Source organism: Ralstonia sp. 25C, from assembly GCF_051904805.1.
Lineage (GTDB): Bacteria > Pseudomonadota > Gammaproteobacteria > Burkholderiales > Burkholderiaceae > Ralstonia.
Window position 1 is genome coordinate 2909421 of record NZ_CP196737.1, and the last position, 16771, is coordinate 2926191.

General features: G+C 57.6%; 16 protein-coding genes. 5 read left to right on the forward strand and 11 right to left on the reverse strand.

Annotated features, from left to right (window positions below; translation table 11 throughout):
• Positions 1–38: 38 nt before the first annotated feature.
• The 4 genes from ACS7SF_RS13660 (at position 39) to ACS7SF_RS13675 (ending at position 4471) form a co-directional block, all read left to right on the forward strand.
• Complete coding sequence (locus ACS7SF_RS13660) at positions 39–1034, forward strand: SphA family protein (RefSeq protein ID WP_439890289.1); 996 nt, start codon at positions 39–41, stop codon at positions 1032–1034.
• A gap of 59 nt (positions 1035–1093) precedes the next feature.
• Positions 1094–2092 carry a carbon-nitrogen hydrolase family protein gene (locus ACS7SF_RS13665; protein WP_439890290.1) on the forward strand — a complete coding sequence of 333 codons (999 nt, stop codon included), beginning with the start codon at positions 1094–1096 and terminating at the stop codon, positions 2090–2092.
• A 184-nt stretch (positions 2093–2276) separates the two neighbouring features.
• On the forward strand, positions 2277–3740 hold the full coding sequence (gene iaaH, locus ACS7SF_RS13670) for an indoleacetamide hydrolase (RefSeq protein WP_439892757.1): 1464 nt from the start codon (positions 2277–2279) through the stop codon (positions 3738–3740).
• 32 nt (positions 3741–3772) lie between these two features.
• Positions 3773–4471: a response regulator transcription factor gene (locus ACS7SF_RS13675; protein ID WP_439890291.1), complete on the forward strand. Its 699-nt coding sequence runs from the start codon at positions 3773–3775 to the stop codon at positions 4469–4471.
• Between the two features lie 702 nt (positions 4472–5173).
• Here ACS7SF_RS13675 and ACS7SF_RS13680 read toward each other — a convergent pair.
• From ACS7SF_RS13680 to ACS7SF_RS13690, 3 genes are all read right to left on the reverse strand, one after another.
• Positions 5174–5902, reverse strand: a complete 729-nt coding sequence (locus ACS7SF_RS13680) for an HNH endonuclease (RefSeq protein ID WP_439890292.1) — start codon at positions 5900–5902, stop codon at positions 5174–5176.
• A complete protein-coding gene (locus ACS7SF_RS13685) occupies positions 5899–7149 on the reverse strand; it encodes an AAA family ATPase (protein ID WP_439890293.1) in 1251 nt (416 codons plus the stop codon). Before ACS7SF_RS13685 ends, ACS7SF_RS13680 begins: the two co-directional genes overlap by 4 nt.
• A 618-nt stretch (positions 7150–7767) precedes the next feature.
• Positions 7768–9192 carry a hypothetical protein gene (locus ACS7SF_RS13690; RefSeq protein ID WP_439890294.1) on the reverse strand — a complete coding sequence of 475 codons (1425 nt, stop codon included), beginning with the start codon at positions 9190–9192 and terminating at the stop codon, positions 7768–7770.
• A 283-nt stretch (positions 9193–9475) separates the two neighbouring features.
• Between ACS7SF_RS13690 and ACS7SF_RS13695 the strand changes: the two genes are divergently transcribed.
• Positions 9476–11503, forward strand: coding sequence for an AAA family ATPase (locus ACS7SF_RS13695; RefSeq protein ID WP_439890295.1), 2028 nt, complete (start codon positions 9476–9478; stop codon positions 11501–11503).
• Positions 11504–11555: 52 nt separating this feature from the next.
• On the opposite strand, the gene ACS7SF_RS13700 is transcribed toward ACS7SF_RS13695, so the two are convergent.
• The 8 genes from ACS7SF_RS13700 to ACS7SF_RS13735 all read right to left on the reverse strand — a co-directional run bounded on the left by ACS7SF_RS13700 (position 11556) and on the right by ACS7SF_RS13735 (position 16581).
• Entirely contained in the window at positions 11556–11744 is a 189-nt protein-coding gene (locus ACS7SF_RS13700) for a hypothetical protein (RefSeq protein WP_439890296.1), read from the reverse strand.
• A gap of 550 nt (positions 11745–12294) precedes the next feature.
• Complete coding sequence (locus ACS7SF_RS13705; RefSeq protein ID WP_439890297.1) at positions 12295–12564, reverse strand: hypothetical protein; 270 nt, start codon at positions 12562–12564, stop codon at positions 12295–12297.
• Positions 12565–12586: 22 nt separating this feature from the next.
• The gene (locus ACS7SF_RS13710) at positions 12587–12868 is read right to left on the reverse strand and encodes a hypothetical protein (protein WP_439890298.1); all 282 of its coding nucleotides are present in this window, start codon (positions 12866–12868) and stop codon (positions 12587–12589) included.
• Between the two features lie 139 nt (positions 12869–13007).
• Positions 13008–13769: a DUF6602 domain-containing protein gene (locus ACS7SF_RS13715; RefSeq protein WP_439890299.1), complete on the reverse strand. Its 762-nt coding sequence runs from the start codon at positions 13767–13769 to the stop codon at positions 13008–13010.
• Between the two features lie 7 nt (positions 13770–13776).
• Positions 13777–14682 (reverse strand): CBASS oligonucleotide cyclase, encoded by a 906-nt coding sequence (locus ACS7SF_RS13720; RefSeq protein ID WP_439890300.1) that lies wholly within the window; start codon positions 14680–14682, stop codon positions 13777–13779.
• Entirely contained in the window at positions 14682–15182 is a 501-nt protein-coding gene (locus ACS7SF_RS13725; protein WP_439890301.1) for an HORMA domain containing protein, read from the reverse strand. Before ACS7SF_RS13725 ends, ACS7SF_RS13720 begins: the two co-directional genes overlap by 1 nt.
• Positions 15179–15655, reverse strand: a complete 477-nt coding sequence (locus tag ACS7SF_RS13730) for a hypothetical protein (RefSeq protein WP_439890302.1) — start codon at positions 15653–15655, stop codon at positions 15179–15181. The genes ACS7SF_RS13725 and ACS7SF_RS13730 overlap by 4 nt, the downstream gene beginning before the upstream one ends.
• Positions 15652–16581 (reverse strand): AAA family ATPase, encoded by a 930-nt coding sequence (locus ACS7SF_RS13735; RefSeq protein WP_439890303.1) that lies wholly within the window; start codon positions 16579–16581, stop codon positions 15652–15654. The genes ACS7SF_RS13730 and ACS7SF_RS13735 overlap by 4 nt, the downstream gene beginning before the upstream one ends.
• Between the last annotated feature and the right edge of the window lie 190 nt (positions 16582–16771).

The window sequence follows — 16771 nt, forward strand, 5'->3', positions numbered from 1 at the left end:
CGCAGTCGCGCAAGTCAATCCGATTTGAAGCAGAGCACATGCGGGAAGCGAGCGCTTCCTGCAGGGGGAGTCGCGCGCCGGTTCAAACCACGCGGCGGCCAGATAAGTGGTTCAGGGGAGCGCAATTGGAGATGGAAATGAGGAAACGGAAGATCGGCAAGGCAGGCGTTGCAATGGCCTTGGCATTCGGAATGTCTGCGAGCTATGCCACGGAAGGCGGTGGCTCGACTTATGCGGCTGGCGCCGACAACTACTTGATGGGCGCAGTGCCGCCGCCGGGTCTTTATGTACTGGAGTTCGGCAACTTCTATACGGCAGATCAACTGAAAGATGCCAATGGCAACAATGCGCCGATTCCCAATTTCAAGGTCCAGGCCGTTGTGGCGGCAACGCGCGTCGTATGGTCCACCCCGCTGCAGTTGCTAGGCGGAAACCTGGTGGTGCACTCGATCTTTCCGCTGGTCAACTTGACGGTGAAAGCCGGCGGCGCCAGTCAGACGAAAACCGGATTGGGCGACATCACCTTTGGGCCCGGGCTCGTGCATCACTACTCGGAGCACCTGCACGACGTGATCGGCTTTGATCTGGTGGCGCCCACGGGGGGCTATCGTCTTGGGGATCTGACCAACATCGGCCGCAACTATTGGTCGATCCAGCCGCTTTACACGATGAGTTATGTCAACCCATCGGGCTTCAATGGCGACTTCAAGGCCACGCTGAACATCAACCAGAAAAACACAGCGACCAACTACAAGTCAGGCACCGAATTCATCCTGGACTATGCGGCAGGCTACGCGGTGGCGCCAGGCTGGGTGGCAGGCGTCAGTGGCTATTGGTATCAGCAGTTGAGCAATGACACGCAAGGGGGCGCGACGGTGCCGGACTCCAAGGGCCGTGGCTTTGCAATCGGCCCGTCGGTCAAGTTCGACAACGGCAAGGGCTGGTTCCTGACAGCCAAAGTCCAGAAGGAGTTTGCCGAGCGTAACCGTACGCAGGGCACCGCCGTCTGGTTGAAGACTCGGATCATGTTTTAACGCCTTTGGCATACGTCGGGGCGCTTGATCGCGCTCCGCTCAATACTCGGGAGGTCATCATGGGAGTTGTGCATCCCAAATACAAAGTCGCGGTGGTGCAGGCTGCACCGGTTTATCTCGATCTGGATGCAACGGTCGACAAGACCATCCGGTACATCGAGGAAGCCGCCGCCGCAGGTGCCAAGCTCATCGCGTTTCCAGAAACGTGGGTCCCCGGGTATCCATGGCATATCTGGCTTGGTGCGCCCGCGTGGGCGATTGCCCGTGGATATGTCCAACGCTATTTCGACAACTCGCTGGTGTATGACAGCCCGCAGGCACGGCGCATAGCGGAGGCCGCGCGCAAGCATGGCATGACCGTATCGCTTGGGCTGTCCGAGCGCGACGGCGGTACGCTCTATATCGCCCAGTGGCTGATCGGGCCGGACGGTGAAACGATTCACCAGCGGCGCAAGGTTCGGCCCACCCACGCAGAGCGCACCGTCTTTGGCGAGGGCGATGGCAGCGATCTTGCGGTACACGACACCCCGCTGGGCCGGGTGGGCGCGCTGTGTTGCTGGGAGAACATTCTCTCGCTCAACAAATATGCGATGTATGCCCAGCACGAACAGGTGCATATCGCCTGCTGGCCGAGCTTCTCCACGTACGAGCCGTTTGCACATGCGCTTGGCTGGGAAGTCAACAATGCTGTGAGCAAAGTCTACGCGGTGGAGGGCGGATGCTTTGTCCTCGCACCTTGCGCAGTCATTTCTCAAGAGATGATCGATGAGCTCTGCGATACGCCTGACAAGCACGCGCTCACCCACGTTGGCGGCGGCCATGCCGTGATCTACGGGCCTGACGGCCGTCCCCTGTGCGACAAGCTGCCGGAAGACGCTGAAGGCCTGCTCTATGCAGAGATCGACCTGGCTCAGATCGGTGTCGCCAAGAATGCGATGGACCCGGTTGGGCATTACTCACGTCCTGATGTCTACCGGTTGTTGTTCAACCCAAGGAAGAGCAAACGGGTTGAAGACTTCGCCTCTCCGGTCGAGGGTGACGTTGCGAGAGAGCTGTAGTTTCAAAGCGCCGCAGTTCATCTACCACTACGTCACCTTCCTTATGAAACTAACCAGTGTTTCTGCCCGGCGCCTTCGGATGACGGCCGTTGTGCGTGCTATGCGAAAACTCGATGGGGTCCAACGAGGAGCCGGGTTGGCACTGGCCGTCAGTGCCATGGGTTTCAGTCTAAGTGGCTGCACTATGTTCGAGACAAAGCCTTTATCAGCGGACGCGCAAGTCCAGCTCACCGCTACGCAAGCTGTCGAAGCGATTCGTACTGGGCGGTTGTCCGCAGAGGAATATGTCGACACGCTAAGCGCGCGAGCCGAACGGCTCGCTGCGTTGAATAGCTTGATCGTCGTGGACAAGGCAGGCGCGCTGGCAGCAGCGAAGCGAGTTGATGAACTTCGCGCGCGCGGCGCAGCACTACCCGCCCTGGCCGGCCTTCCCATTGTGGTGAAGGACAACATCAATACGAAAGACTTGCCGACGACGGGCGCCACGCCAGCACTCGCTCATGTCCAGCCCAAGGAAAGCGCACCGACGCTGCAGCGGCTTGTCGACGCCGGTGCGATTGTGCTGGGCAAGGCGAATATGCACGAACTCGCGTTTGGTGCTACCAACACGAACCTAACCGCGTTCGCCGGCCCCGCACACAATCCATACGACCCATCACGTGTCCCCGGCGGCTCATCCGGCGGCACGGGTGCGGCTGTCGCTGCGCGAATTGCCCCCGCCGGGCTCGGCACGGATACAGGAGGCTCCGTGCGTATCCCTGCAGCCTTGTGCGGCCTCGCGGGCTTACGGCCTTCGGTGGGGAATGGATCCGCACAGCGGCGTTACGACGGATCGGGCGTGCTTCCGATCAGTCATACCCGCGACACGATCGGCCCAATGGCCCGCACGGTGGAGGACGTCGTCCTGCTTGATTCGGTGATGAGCGGTCGCCCTGCGGCCACACCAGTGCCCCTGCAAGGTCTTCGACTCGGCGTCCCGGCAAGTCTCTGGGCGGATGCTGATCCGCAGGTGACCGCCGTGATGCGCGCCGCGATTGAAAAGCTCAAAGCCACAGGCGTTGTCTTGGTCGATGCGGACATCAACGGTTTGCGCGAGTTGACGGACAAGGCTGCGGGCCCGATCGCATTGCACGAAGCTCACGAGGATATCCCTGCGTATCTGAGCGCAACGGGCGTTCACGGCATCTCGCTGCAAGACATCGGGGCGCATGTGGCGAGTCCGGATGTCAAGGCGGCGATGAAGGCAGTGGTTGGCGATGTGGCTGGCGCGGCGTATCCAGCCGCCATAGGCAAGTTTCGGCCAGCCATGCAAGCGCTATACGCCGACTACTTCAGCCGGAACGGCGTCGCCGCCATGATCTTTCCCACGGTAGTGGTCCCGGCGCCCCCGATCGACGCCGAGCACGGGTCCGGCAAGCTATCGATCAACGGTGGCGCGCCGGTCGATACGTTTGCCACGCTGATTCGAAACACCGATCCGGGAAGTACTGCCGGAATACCGGGGCTGACGCTACCTGCTGGCCTCACGCAAAACGGTCTTCCCGTAGGTCTTGGCCTTGATGGCCCAATCGGTAGTGATGGCGAGTTGCTGGGCATTGGCCTTGCTCTCGAGAAGGTTCTCGGGGTGCTGCCTGCTCCGCGAATTTGAATTGGGCTGGCGTCGCAGCAACCGGGCGTTTCATGAAATTTGCCGTACTCACCACCAACGCCGCCAGTTTCGCCCTCATCGCTGCTTGCTTGTCAGCGGAGGATGTGACATGCGTGCGATTCGACGACGCATTGACCTTGATACGCGCTGGGCGCACTGAAGTCTTCGATCTGCTAATGATCGATGCACAGCAGTTCAGCACGGCCGGCCGACTGTTGCTGGCCGGGCGCGAGGGCAACACCCGCATGCGTTCGCCCACGTTGGTATTTGGCCAGTTTGCCGACCGCCATGAGATGGTCGCCGCCTTCGAGGCCGGCATCGAAGACATCATCTCGGGTCACTTCACCGCCGACGAATTGTGCGCCCGTGTTCGCCGCATCTTGCGCGCGGGCGACAGGTCAACGCAGGTCGCCACGCACAGGCAAGTGGTGGTCGGGCCCTACCGCCTATGTCAGCTGACTCGCACGGTGACATTGCACGATGCACCGGTTCGGTTGACCGCACGCGAATTCGCCACGGCCTGGCTGTTGTTCTCCTCGTCTGGGGCGTTTCTGTCACGCCAGCAGATCGCTTCTGCGGTATGGGGAATCGAAGCCAGCCTTGTCGAGCGCTCGATCGAGCAGCACATCTACAAGCTGCGCAAGAAGCTGGGCTTCGGGCAGGCGACTGGCGTGGAGCTCAAGACGGTCTATGCGCGCGGCTATCAGTTGACCGTCCAGCAGACGAGTTAAGCGAGCTCTCGCGCAGCGTAGAGCCGCAACGTAAGCTGGTGGCAGTGCGCGCTCGTCGGCGTACGCCCGCGCCAGCATCTGTTGCTTCCCTCTTACCTTGAACACAAGGACTTCCATCACCCGCAGCAATTCGCCGTCGATGGCAGCCGTGGCAGCCAACTTCAATTGAGTCGGCTCCTCATAGTCGTCAGGCGCCAAGGTGGCCCGTGACTTCGAACGCCTCACGTAGCGCTAACTCGCTGAAAAATAAGGTTTTTTTCATTTTTTGTGCATCGATGCGCATCGGCGAGTTCCACATTGAGTGACCAAAGTTCCAAATTGAGTGAATCTCGACACCCCTGTCGAGATTCACTCAACGTGGAACTGCTGAGCGCGCCGTATGGCCGTTCCCAGCGGAGTTGTTCAGCGAACTTGGAACTCTTGGTTCGCTTAACTTGGAACTATCTGGGGTCCGAGTCATTGAATTTGGAACTTCCCGATGTGATCTTTGTGGCGCATGCCATAGGTGCTCATGTCATCGAGCTGTTCCTATCGGCGGCGAGCAAACCAGCCGGTCTTTACGGTTAAAGAGGGAGGTGACGGTCACCCACTGGGGTGACGTGCACGGTGTACGCCTATGAAACGGATTCACCCCTGTCACCACACTGTCGTTTCGCTTCGCACGAAGCAAACCTCTAAGACGTCTGGCTGGCTCGCCGTCAGTCAAGGCAAGTTATAGATCGACGTCTTCAGTCGTTGGAGAAGTGCTGCGAGCTGCTGCCCCTCCGTAGTGCCCAATCCAATTTGCATTCCACGTGTGAGTCGCTCATGCAGTGCAGCGGCGGAACCATCCAATCCGTTAATAGCAAGCGCGCGCTCGAGTTCCTTGAATGACAGCAACTCGTATGTCTTGTGGCCTTCCGGCGTGCGAGGAAAGTACTTTGCGAAGCTCAACGATTCTGTTCCGATCTGCACGAAGTTCAAGTGCTGGGAGTATTGGAAATTCTGTTCGACAGGATTAATGATCGGCAATTTCTGCGTCCTAAGCTGCCTGTCGACCTTGCTGCCTTTCCACATGTTGCAATGGACACAGCCGACAGTGAGATTGGAGAGCAAAAATGTCTTGGCTGGATATTTCGATTTGGGTAGAACATGCTCAATGTGCCACGCCCATCCGTAGTGCCCAACGGGCCGCCGGCAATACGAGCAGCTACCACCGCACCTTTCGAAGAGCTTGTTCTGGACAATCTGCCGAAGGTCTTTATAAGTCTGCACCTCCGCCTCAGCAAAGACGAAGCGCTTCGTTTTTGGCCGTTTACCCTTGAACTTTTTGAATCTTTCTGGGGTAGAGAACGCGGACCATGCCTCCTGCCCGCTGAGTTTTTCTTCACCAATCAGCGTAGTCAGCTTGAGAAGGTGTTCTTTTTGCTCGTCAGTGCATAACGAGTTCATTGGAGCTCACTCTCTTTGATGGACTGGATCCAGTCACGACGAACGAGAACAATGGCTTCGTCGATTTGCGCCTGTGTTTCGTCGGAAAGCCCTTCTGTCGCCTTCAGGCGCTGAAGGAGGTCCACTGCGTCGGGCGATTCTTTGACTCCCTCTGCGACGGATAAGACGGTGTCAGCAATCTCCACGCTGATTTCTCTAGCGTGATATGGGGAAGACTGAAAGTATCTCAGTACCAACTGATCGTGGCTTGCGACCTCGGCAAAACTGTGAGTCTCCAGGGTCACCTCACCCATACCTGGAGACAGGTCGCTAGGTCGCCCTCCTGCTTTAACGTTGTGGCGCAAGATGGCAACGAGATTTTTCTGACTAAGTGGGTCATACTTTGCCGCCTCGCTGATAACGACTGGCGCGTGCGTGGCGACCACGACATGGAATCGCGTCACCCTCGATAAGAGCGTCATCAGCGTCTCGTGAAATCTCATCTGCCAGTGCAGATGTAGGCTTATCTCCGGCTCATCAATCAGAAAGACTGTGCCTTGCTCCATGACGCTAAGTACTTTGGCGAGCACCAGCATCCTATTCTGCTCGCCTGTACTTAGCTGCCCAAAGTTCATCGACGTTCCGCTTGAAAGTACAACATTCAGTTCGATGTCGACTCCCAGCTCAACGTATTGAAGAAGCGTGCGGATTTGAACTTCACTCAAGCGTTCAAAACGACCTGGCCCATCGGCGATTCGGCGAAGAACTGCCAGAGGACGTGCAGCGCCAAGTGCCTTGAAAGTATTGGCCTTTCTTCTTCCCTTTATACGTTCAGGTGGCACTGCAAGGAGTTTCCTCACTTGACTCTCGAAGTCTTCCCCAAGCCTAAAGGTTAGACCCATGGCTACTGCCTCACACAAAGCACCAAAGAGTCTGCGGTCTATGGCCATGGCTTGCAAGATCAACCGAATGACCTGGCGATCGATGGCCGATAGAAAGACTGCATTTGTGGCATTTCTAGCGCCCAGGTAGCGCACTCGGCCGCTGTCGCCGTATTTGAAGCGATCGTGAATTGAGTTAGCGATACAGGCGACAGTTCGCGCAGGACGTATGATGCTTAAGCGCTCTGCCAGCGCACCAAGAACACGGCTTTTGCCCGTGCCGTTGTTCCCAATGATATAAGTGACTCGGCCTTCTCGACTGCTTCGCGTTGACGCCGTGACCCGCTCTTGCAACAAGTCAAGTAGCTGTTCCGTTGCTGAATTCAACGGGACGTTAGTCCTCGCACGCGCCATCCATGTCTCCCCGGATATTTTGGCTTACAAATCCTGCAATGATTGAATCCGCTTCTCGCGTGAACTCGGCTGACGGCTAGTCACGCGGCGTATCGAATTTGGGGGCATCCAACGGTGGGTTTAATTGTCGTAAAGCTTGGAGTGCCGTAGGTGTTCCAGCCTCATTGCGGCCGACCAATATGGTCTTGCTTTCTCGACATCGAATCAACTCCGTCGATGACGCAGCGATAGCTATCGACTTTCGCAGTTTTGCAATTGCATCACGGTATCCCTTGTGCTCGTCCCATCGCAGGTCGTCGACAGGAGTTGAGCCATTGTTAGTTTTGCACTGCTTGACCGTGCCGGTATCTCAAAATTGGTATGACCGATGAATTCTATCGGCGAGAGCACCTCAAGCTGCTCATCAACGTCAACGGTCCGACCGCAAATGCGATCGGACCGTCAAGTCCCGTCCCGCGCGTTACGCCGGTCGATATCTTCGGAAAGACCTTAACTGAACGAAATTACCCGCCCTGCAGGGACTTTTATGGCCGCTCTTCCGATAGTCGGCTACAGAAAGACACGGTCGCGCAGCCCAAGCCGGGCAACTTTTCATTGCACACCCTCGGGCATATTGACTTGGTAGATCAACCGATCCACCGTCGGTGGAGCGTTTGGCTCCTGCCCCTTATAACTCAGGATGTCCTTCGGATCGGCGATGCCAGCCAAGATCGTGTACTCATTCTTGGTGAAAGTCTTGACGCTGATTGCCTTCACGGTAGAACCCTTGGGGTAGTCAAGGCTCAGGGGCTGGCCGAACAGCACTTTCATGCTCTGTCCTGCGTAGGGCGCGTCGCTGGTCATCTTGTACTCTTCGACGCTTGTCGTCAGCGTCCAGGTCGTGGGGCGACTCCAAGTGTCCCAGGTGGCCACAGCTTTCGTCGCGTTGTCAGTAATGTAGGTGTTCTGCGCGCCGTTGAAGCCGCACGCTCCGCCACCACCGGTGCAGGCCAAAGATGGTGAGCCAACAAATCGCTTCGCGCCGGCCGACAGAACGTTCCCCCCGGCGACCACCATCTCGATTCGATTTGGGCCCCTGGTGGGCTCGCCGCGGCAATGGCTATTGCAGTGTCGATCCGGCGTGTCCTTGCTGATCGCTATCGACCCGGCGGGTGTCCAGGCGTACACAGGTGCTCTCGCAGTAGCGGTGATGGTTGCTGCTGTCCGTGGGTAAAGCGAGATGGTCAACGGCACCTCGAATGGGCCTTCCTTCGAAGTCCATTTGAACGGTCCGAAGCCATGCTTTCGTTCCACATCGAAGGTGACCACCGCTTTCACGAGCACCAGATCTGTGTCGCTGAATTTTGGGCTTATCACTGCGTTCGGGACCGTGATGATCGCTTGGCCACGCTGCTGTGCCTGGTCCACCTCAAGGCTCTCGACCGGTTTGCCGTCGATCGACATGGCCACATTGGTCGTAAGAGATTCGTCGATCCCAAGCGTGGAGGCAGTTACCTTGAGCTTGTAGTTGCCAGCCCCCGGGAAGTAGGCGAGACCACGGACCGATTGCAGGAAGAAGCCTTTGCTCAGGAACGGGAAACGATCCAACATCCGATTCAGGTCGATGGCCAAAGTGTCCTTGGCATCGTATGCCTTGTCGACGGTCTGCGCCAACGAGGTTCGCATCTCCTCAGCTTCGATCAGCAAGAGCTTTTCGTCGTCACCCAGTCGATCGAACGTCTGATCGAGCCGATCCCGGAACTGGAACGAAAGATTCTGGGCCAAGACGTTGGCCTCGTTGGCGCCATGAGAAATCATGGCGTTGCCGGTGTTATCCGCCTGCGCCAACAAATTGACCGCCGTCATCCTCAATTCATCAATGATCTGCGATACCCGCTTTCCCACGAGCGCGCCTGCGACGATTGTTGCTTGCGCACTTGCGGCTGCCGGGACGCAAGCCAATCCGCTCAACACGATCACAAGCACCACCACAGTTCTTCTCATTTGCTCCCCCTTGATTGTGGTGAACGGCAGCACTGCAGCCACTCGACGTGTTCAAGACAATCGAACTCGGTGCTAACTTGCCGCATCCCGCAGATGAGAGTTGGTCCCACGGTGAATGCGGTCAATTATTCTTGCTACTGCAAATCAATGTAGCAAAGGGCAAGGGCGGCCGTAGGTTCACAGCCACCCTTCTGAAGGAGGGTTCGTCGCTGTGGAGATTGACAGTTCTACGTTGAGACACCAACGAATCGCTCGTGCGATCTGCTTAGCCGGATCGATCTATCATTGTGCGGAACTAACGAGACGTGGGGGCACTATGAGGCTGGAGTCATTCCGAGTTCGCAACTATCGCTCAATCAACGACAGCGGGGAAATCGCGGCCTCTCGGATTACCGCTCTCCTGGGGCGAAACGAGAGCGGCAAGTCGAACTTGCTTCGTGCACTGCACAGCCTGAATCCAATTGAAGGGTTCCAGGCCTTGAGTCCCATCAAAGATTTCCCCCGCCACAGGCGCCTGGAGGAGTGCACAGACTACACGCCTGTCTTGTCAACGACATGGGCTCTAGACGATGATGAAAAGGAGTCTCTGCTTGAGGTTCTTCCACGGGCTACGGAAGTGACCAAGGTCGTCATCGAGCGCAGCTACGGCAAATCGACAAGGACTGCGCGGTTTCCAGAGCTCAACCCGATTTCTTTTGATGAGTCCGAGACCAAGAACAAGGTCAGAAAAGTAGCCGCGGCGGTGCGCGTCGCAGCGCAGAAGCGGGAGGCCCCCGCCGTGTTGGATGCAGCCGCCGACGCCTTTGAGACTGCGGCTTCCAGCACGAGGCCACGCGATACATGGGCCAGTCAGGCCGTTGCGGCGACAAAGGCTTTGCGGACTGCGTTAGCAGGTGCTGATACCGAACTGACCGAAAAACAAGAGGAAACACTCACCGAACTCGAAGATCTGGCCGATAGCATCATGGGTGACAAGGATGCTCAGCAGAAGGCTCGGGACTGGGCTATTGGTGCAATTCCGAAGTTCATCTATGTCGATGAATACCCGCAACTCGATGGCCACCAAGACATTGCCGCTTACCTCCAGCGAAGGTCTCAGAGCCTGCAGAATGATTCGGACAAGAATTTCGAGAAATTGTGCAAGGTTGCGGGGCTCAATCCCGATGAGCTTCAGAGGTTACACGGACAAAACGACTACGAAACGCGAAATCAACTGGCGAACCGCGCCAGTGCAGTTGTCACAGGCGAGATAAAACGGCTGTGGAAGGATCGCGCGCTCAAGATTCGCTTCAACCTCGACGCACACCACCTCGACACGATCATCTCTGACCCAACGAGCACCTACGACGTAGAGGTTAATCTCAACGACAGGAGTCGAGGTTTTCAGTGGTTCTTCGCTTTCTACATCACATTCTCGGCTGACACGGATGGAGGCCATGCGGAGAACGCCGTGCTTCTGCTGGATGAACCGGGCCTGTATTTGCATGCGAAGTCCCAATCGGATCTCCTGCACCACCTCGAGGTGGATTTCTCCAATCAGATTCTCTACTCAACGCACTCGCCCTTCATGGTGCCAACGCATGCGCTGGATTCAGTTCGTACCGTTAACATTGCGGAAGAAGCTGGCACCACCGTCACGAACGATCCAACAGGAGATGCCAGGACGCTGTTCCCGCTCCAAGCGGCACTCGGCTACGATCTTGCCCAAAGCCTCTTTGTTGGTCCAAACAACCTGGTGGTTGAGGGAGTGACGGACTTCTGGATCATGAGCGCTGTGAGCGCCTACGCATCTGACAAGGGTAAGACTTCACTAAGTCCCGCGCTCACGATAACCCCGGCCGGTGGAGCGCAGAAAGTTTCATACATGGTAGCGCTGCTAACGTCCGAGTCTCTCAACGTGTTGGTTTTGCTCGATACCGAACGCGATTCGAAGACGACCAAAGATGAGTTGCTGAAGGCGAAACTCATCCGTGAGCAGAATGTCGTCTTCGTGTCAGAAGCCTTTGCGTCTCCACCCCATGAGGCGGACATTGAGGACCTCCTCGGCCCAGCGGTCTATGAGGCTCTCGTGCGAGAGAGCTACGCTACTGAGCTGAAGGGCAAGACGTTGGCGCTAAACTCGAACATTCCGCGAGTTGCGAAGCGCATAGAGGCAGGATTAGTTGGCCTCGGAATCCCATTTCACAAGACGCGACCGACACGCTTGTTCCTCAAGAAGATGGCGTTGGAGCCCGCGAAGGTGGTGCCAGACGAGAGCCTTGCGCGATTCGAGACGCTGTTTGCCTTGATCAACGACCGTCTGGACAAGCTGGCCGCTCGAAATGCTAGGGCCTTCGAGAGCTAGTTCCTTACCTGCACCGGATTTTTGAGCATTCGCTTTGGCGGGAGCTAGCTGGTCAGCGAATCGCCTGCAGTTGCTGCGCGACTTGAGCGGCTGAACCGTTCACGGTAATCGATTGTTCAGCCTCGAAATAGACGCATGTCGTCTCGTCACCATCGTACGATCTCAAATACAGAACTTGAGACGCATTCACATACACCTCTCCGCCACCGGGGACGGGAAACTTACAGAAAGCAACGGACATGGTTTGCTCCAGGTTGAGTGGCAAAGATCTGCCTTCGTAAAACGATGCGTGCTCGGGCTTAGGTACTGGAAGTCGCGCGTCGGTAGATGTCGAATCAGAATCGACCATGCGGCGTGTTCGATCGGAAGCTTCACTGCTTGGGCCTAGCCACCTCTCTTGCTGGCAGGCGTCGGCTCGATCGCTAACGCCTTCTTATCAGCTAGGCGCCAGTATTTCCGATTAGGTGGATGGGTTCAGAACTTCTAATCCGGAACCTGAACTCCCTGCGACAGGGCTGTTCCCCGTCCGCTGAGGAATTGACTTCCTGAACGTGAGGTTTCTTCATCCTTTTCTAGTCTTTGAGGCGCGGTGTGTATCCGATAGCATCTTCTGTGGCCACAAGGTTGCTAAGCGTCTGCTCCAAACTTGTTTTGGCCGCACTGTACCGGACATCCTGCAACAGCTCGTTGGACGACAGGAGCCCTCGAACCTCGTTCCCGATTCGGGTCAGTTGGTTCATAAGTCTCGTTTGTGCGTCAGCTTCTTCGAAGGGCATGGTCATGTTTTCAAATCAATTTTTGAGAGCGGTCACCGCATCGAGGTACTGTTGCCATATCTCCGCCTCGATATCAGAACGCGCGGTCCTTGCGAGTTCTTTCAGTGGTACTAGATCGGCTGCGATAATCGCATCAATCTGATCGATTTTGGCGACGGAGTAGACGTAGCCGTTAAGAGGCTTGCCTGCGCTGTCGGTCGCCCGCACAATGAATCGCTCGCCATCGTCGTAAAGCCGGACTTGAACGGAAGTACCTTTGTGCTGGAAGGTATCAAGAATGATCATTCGTTCGCTCCAATTTTTTGACCTACTGTCCTAGCTTCTTAACTAGCTGAGCCGCAATCGCGGCAGTCTGCCGTTCTTTGCCAGCCGGCGGAGTTGGGGACTGTGCTTCTGCGAGCGTTCCCATCGCACCCGTAGGGTCCATTTCCGCCGCCTGTTGGTTATCGTTGATTTCCCGCGCCTTGGCCAATGCTTGCAGCCGCGTGAAGCCTTGTTGGACCAAGGCAGCCGCATCATGTGCGATGGATTTGGCGACGCTGTCCTGGTACTGCCGTTCTTGCTCTTCCAAGCGCTGGTCTTTAGTCATTTTGATGTTTCCTATGGGATAACCAGGAGTGACGCAACAGCGGCCGCTACGGTGAATCGAACAGAATCTGCACGACTGAGAGGAAGCGTGGTGCGCTTGTCCTATCACCTGGACCGCTCGCCGCCACTCGGGTCGCTTTTCAGGCCTTGATAATGCGGCTGTACGCTGCCCAATCAATTGCAGGCACCGTTCCAAGACTCTGCAGTCGCGCGAGCAAGCGAAACAGGAAGAACATCATCGCCCCGTGCTCAGACACAAGGAGCGGGCCTCCGTCGTATCTATCGTAGCACCCGTGGTCGAGCGCGCAAACGCAGTCGAGGGCCAGGATGTCGTCGCTGCTGAGGTTGCTTAGGAACGTATCGTCGAGGCCGTTGACCCAGCCCGAGCGCGGCGCAAGCAGTCCTGCAAGGATGCGGAAGTGTGGCTTTGGTTGGAACGTGCCGCCGGCATGGGAAATTGTCACTGAAGTCCGCGTCATGCCGCGAACCGACGCGGCCTTCTTTTCAGCATACGCGATGTAGCCTTTGTTCACCTCGGGCTTACACTCGAACATCGCGTACACCGCCTCGGCCGGAATGTAGCGATGATTCATCTGGTCAAGCAGCGTGGGAGTGAAGTGCCGGTCGAAGATGACCACGTCGATTTGGTCGCTGCGGTTTCCCTTCGAGTCGATGACGATGCCAGTCGCGACTTCGTAGCGGTTCGGCAGGTAGGAGCGCAGTAGCGAAAGCCAGTGCTCTTCGTTCACGGAGCCCATCGTGCCGGCGTGGCTAATGGATTGGGTGGCGAGAGCCATCTGACTGCTGAGAGCGGTCTGGACGTTCGCGAACGCCTGTTTGAGCCAAGTCGTATCGTCGGCAGCCGCGCCGAGCGCGGTGGCGGGAATTGGGTTCTGGGTCATAGACGATTCAGGACAGCGGGAACTTCGGGCCAAACAGGGTGCGCCAAGCTTTCAGGGCTTCTCCGTTCTGACCTTTACGAGCCAAGTGGATGGCATTGGAAGCCTCACGGCTTGCAGCGAGCAGCAGTTGCTGCGCGCGGTCTTTGCGCGCGTCGTCCATCCCGTCGCTGATGGGTGAGCCCAGACCAGCCGGATCGGGCCATTCGTCCTTAATACGGTCCGCCAGCGACGAGAACATCGTCTGTAGCTCGTAGTCGAAGCGGCCTTGCCAACCACCGTGCAGACACTCCAGCGCCATCACCTCAATGAGGAAGGATGGTTTGACGGGCTTGTCGGCACCGTGCTTCGGGTTGTTGTTCCAGTACTTGATCATCCGAACGAGGCCCTTCCACTCGCAAGAAAACGCCTGGTGGGCATCCCGCGCTTCGTTAGCGTGGATGTCGGGGTTGGTTTTCATCCACTTGCCCGTGTCGCTGTTTGGAATCTCGTAATCGTCATCGATCGCGACTGCGGGAACGACGTCCACGCTGAGCACCCGGTAGTCCGTGTTGTCCTCGGCATCGACGACCACACCGAAGTCGACGTTGATGGACCGCCCCTGCTTGCGCACAGCATCCTTTCCGTACTTTTCCACAAGCGCCTTGTAGAAATCATCAAGCACGACGGACGGTGCCTGAGGACGATACTTCTCTTCCTCGGCGTCGGACAGCACAAAGAAGATATCAATGTCCTTCAGCGGCTTGGTCTTTGTGTGCCGAGCGTAGGAGCCGGTAAGGAAATCCCGCTGAATCGAGAACTTCGAGCGGATGTGCTCGCGAACTTCGGTGTGGCGCTTGGACGCGTTTGCTTGCTCGCGGTCATTGAGCTCAAGCCGTGACTTGAACTTGCGGAATGCATCGTCAAGGGAAATCATCAGCAGGTCCTCCAATAAGCAGCGTTCGCCCCGAGGCCGCTATGTTCGACAGTTGAGCCAAGGGTCTGGCGCACCATGCCTTCGGTTGAACGGGACAAGCAAGGACCCCAACCAGCAACGTCCGGCCGCCCAGGTTTGGTCTTCAGAATGACGTCGTAGCCCGCGTTCTCAGGCGCGACGCCGGCCTTCCTGATGGCGTATTTCAACTGCTCGGTGTCCGTGTAGAACGAGCCATCGCCATCGGACCACTGGTAAACGATGTCTAGGTCCCAGCGAAGAATCAATGCGTTCGTGAGCGGGTTGTAGATTTCCAGTTCAACGCGCTCGAGGTGCCTTGACTCAATCCAGGTCTTGATGGCGCGGTGCTTGCTCTCCCAGCTACTGACCAGCTTCGTAGGAGAAAGGCCGCTCAACCGAATGATGTCCTTCAGGCTCTTCAGGACGTTGTCGGTGACATACGTGACCGAGTGGGTGTAGGAGTAAACGGAAACGGAACTCATGATTTCAGGAACCCCTCCAAGTCGAGCGTCACAGCGGACGCGTTGGCCGACTTCTTGTCATCATCAACTTCGAAGCCGCTCTCCGCATCTCGCGCGACCACTCGGCTGGTCTGCAGCTTCAGCGCAGCCTGGACCCAGGACAAGTCATCGGTAGCGACAGCCACAGACACCTGCCAGTTGCCCTTGGTCGCATCGAACCCCAGCTTTGCTTCGTTGCTGTTCGAATCATCGAGCGCGTCGTCGTCATATAGGCAGTAGATGCGTGTACGCAGGCCGTCGCACGTCACGACGATGGGACTGGATTTCGGCGTCTGTTCGGTGATGACGCTGGCCACAATCCCCGCCACGCTCATGAGTTCCTTGCGGGCATCCTCGTTGGGGCTGCTCGCGGTGATGAGATCAACAATGGCGCTCCACGTGTCGGCAGCGTCTCGGGACGGGACGCTACGAAAGTCTCGGCGGACGGTACTCACTTGCTGGTCTCCTTGCGCGAGCGCGCCACCTTCGCATCCTTCGCTGCTGCAAGCAGATGGGCTGTCGTCAGCTTGTTCGGGTCGACAGCCACTTCGCGGCTCATTGCCATCGCGTTCACCACCATTTTGCGAAGGGCGCGGCCATCCAGGCCTTCGCACGCGCGTGCAACCGTGGCAATGTCCCGGGAGCCCGCCATGGCCGCGAGCGTCGGGAATTGCTTTGCCAGACCGCTCAGGCATTGCTCGAGAATTTGGACGACGGCCTCTCCACCAGGCGGCGGCACTTCGATGACCAGGTCGCAGCGAGACGTGAACGCGTCGTCGATCGCTTGGGGGAAGTTGCTTGTGGCGATGAATAGGATGTTTGGGTGTCGCTCCGCGAGTGAGTCGAGTTGGACGAGCACAGCGTCCGTGGCGCGATGGATGTCCACCGGATTGGCCTCCAGGCTCATCCGCGAACGGTCGGCCGCCAGCGTTTCGACCTCGTCCAGAAGAACGACGGTAGGGCCGTTGCTCGCTTGTTCCGAGATGGTCTGCGAGAACAGCTCGCTCACGGCGCGTTGCGTCTTACCCATTGCGGAACTCGTCAAAGCATGGGGGTCGACTTCGATCAGCTGCGGTTTGGCCTTGGGCATGTAGCCCGCGAGTTTGCTAGCCAAGCCGCGCGCCAAGGAGGTCTTGCCGGTGCCCGGGGGACCGACGAGAAGAATCACGCCGTGCATCGGCAGCTGGTCGCGCGAGACTTTGGGGCGCAGGGCGAAGTTCAGGATGGCCTGCGAAAGCAAGCGCTCCTTGATGTCGTCCGCGACGATGATGCTGTCCCAGAGCGCGTCAAGCGACGCATGGGGAAGCGCGCGGACGGCGGAAATGCCGCGCGGAAGGTCTTCAGGCCGCATCAGCTGCTGTGCGTGGGTGTTGGCGTTCAAATCTGTCCCGTCCTCGTGCGGACGCCGTTGTTTCGATGGACAGAATTTTTCCAGCAAGCCGGAAAGGGTTGGTGGAAGGCTGGTTCAGGTGTGCTGGCTGCGCTTGGCGCTGTGACACGTTTCCAGAGGACACGACCCGCATTTCTTATCCCGGCCGTCCCTTGATCAAGAAACCTGAACCGCTTGCCTG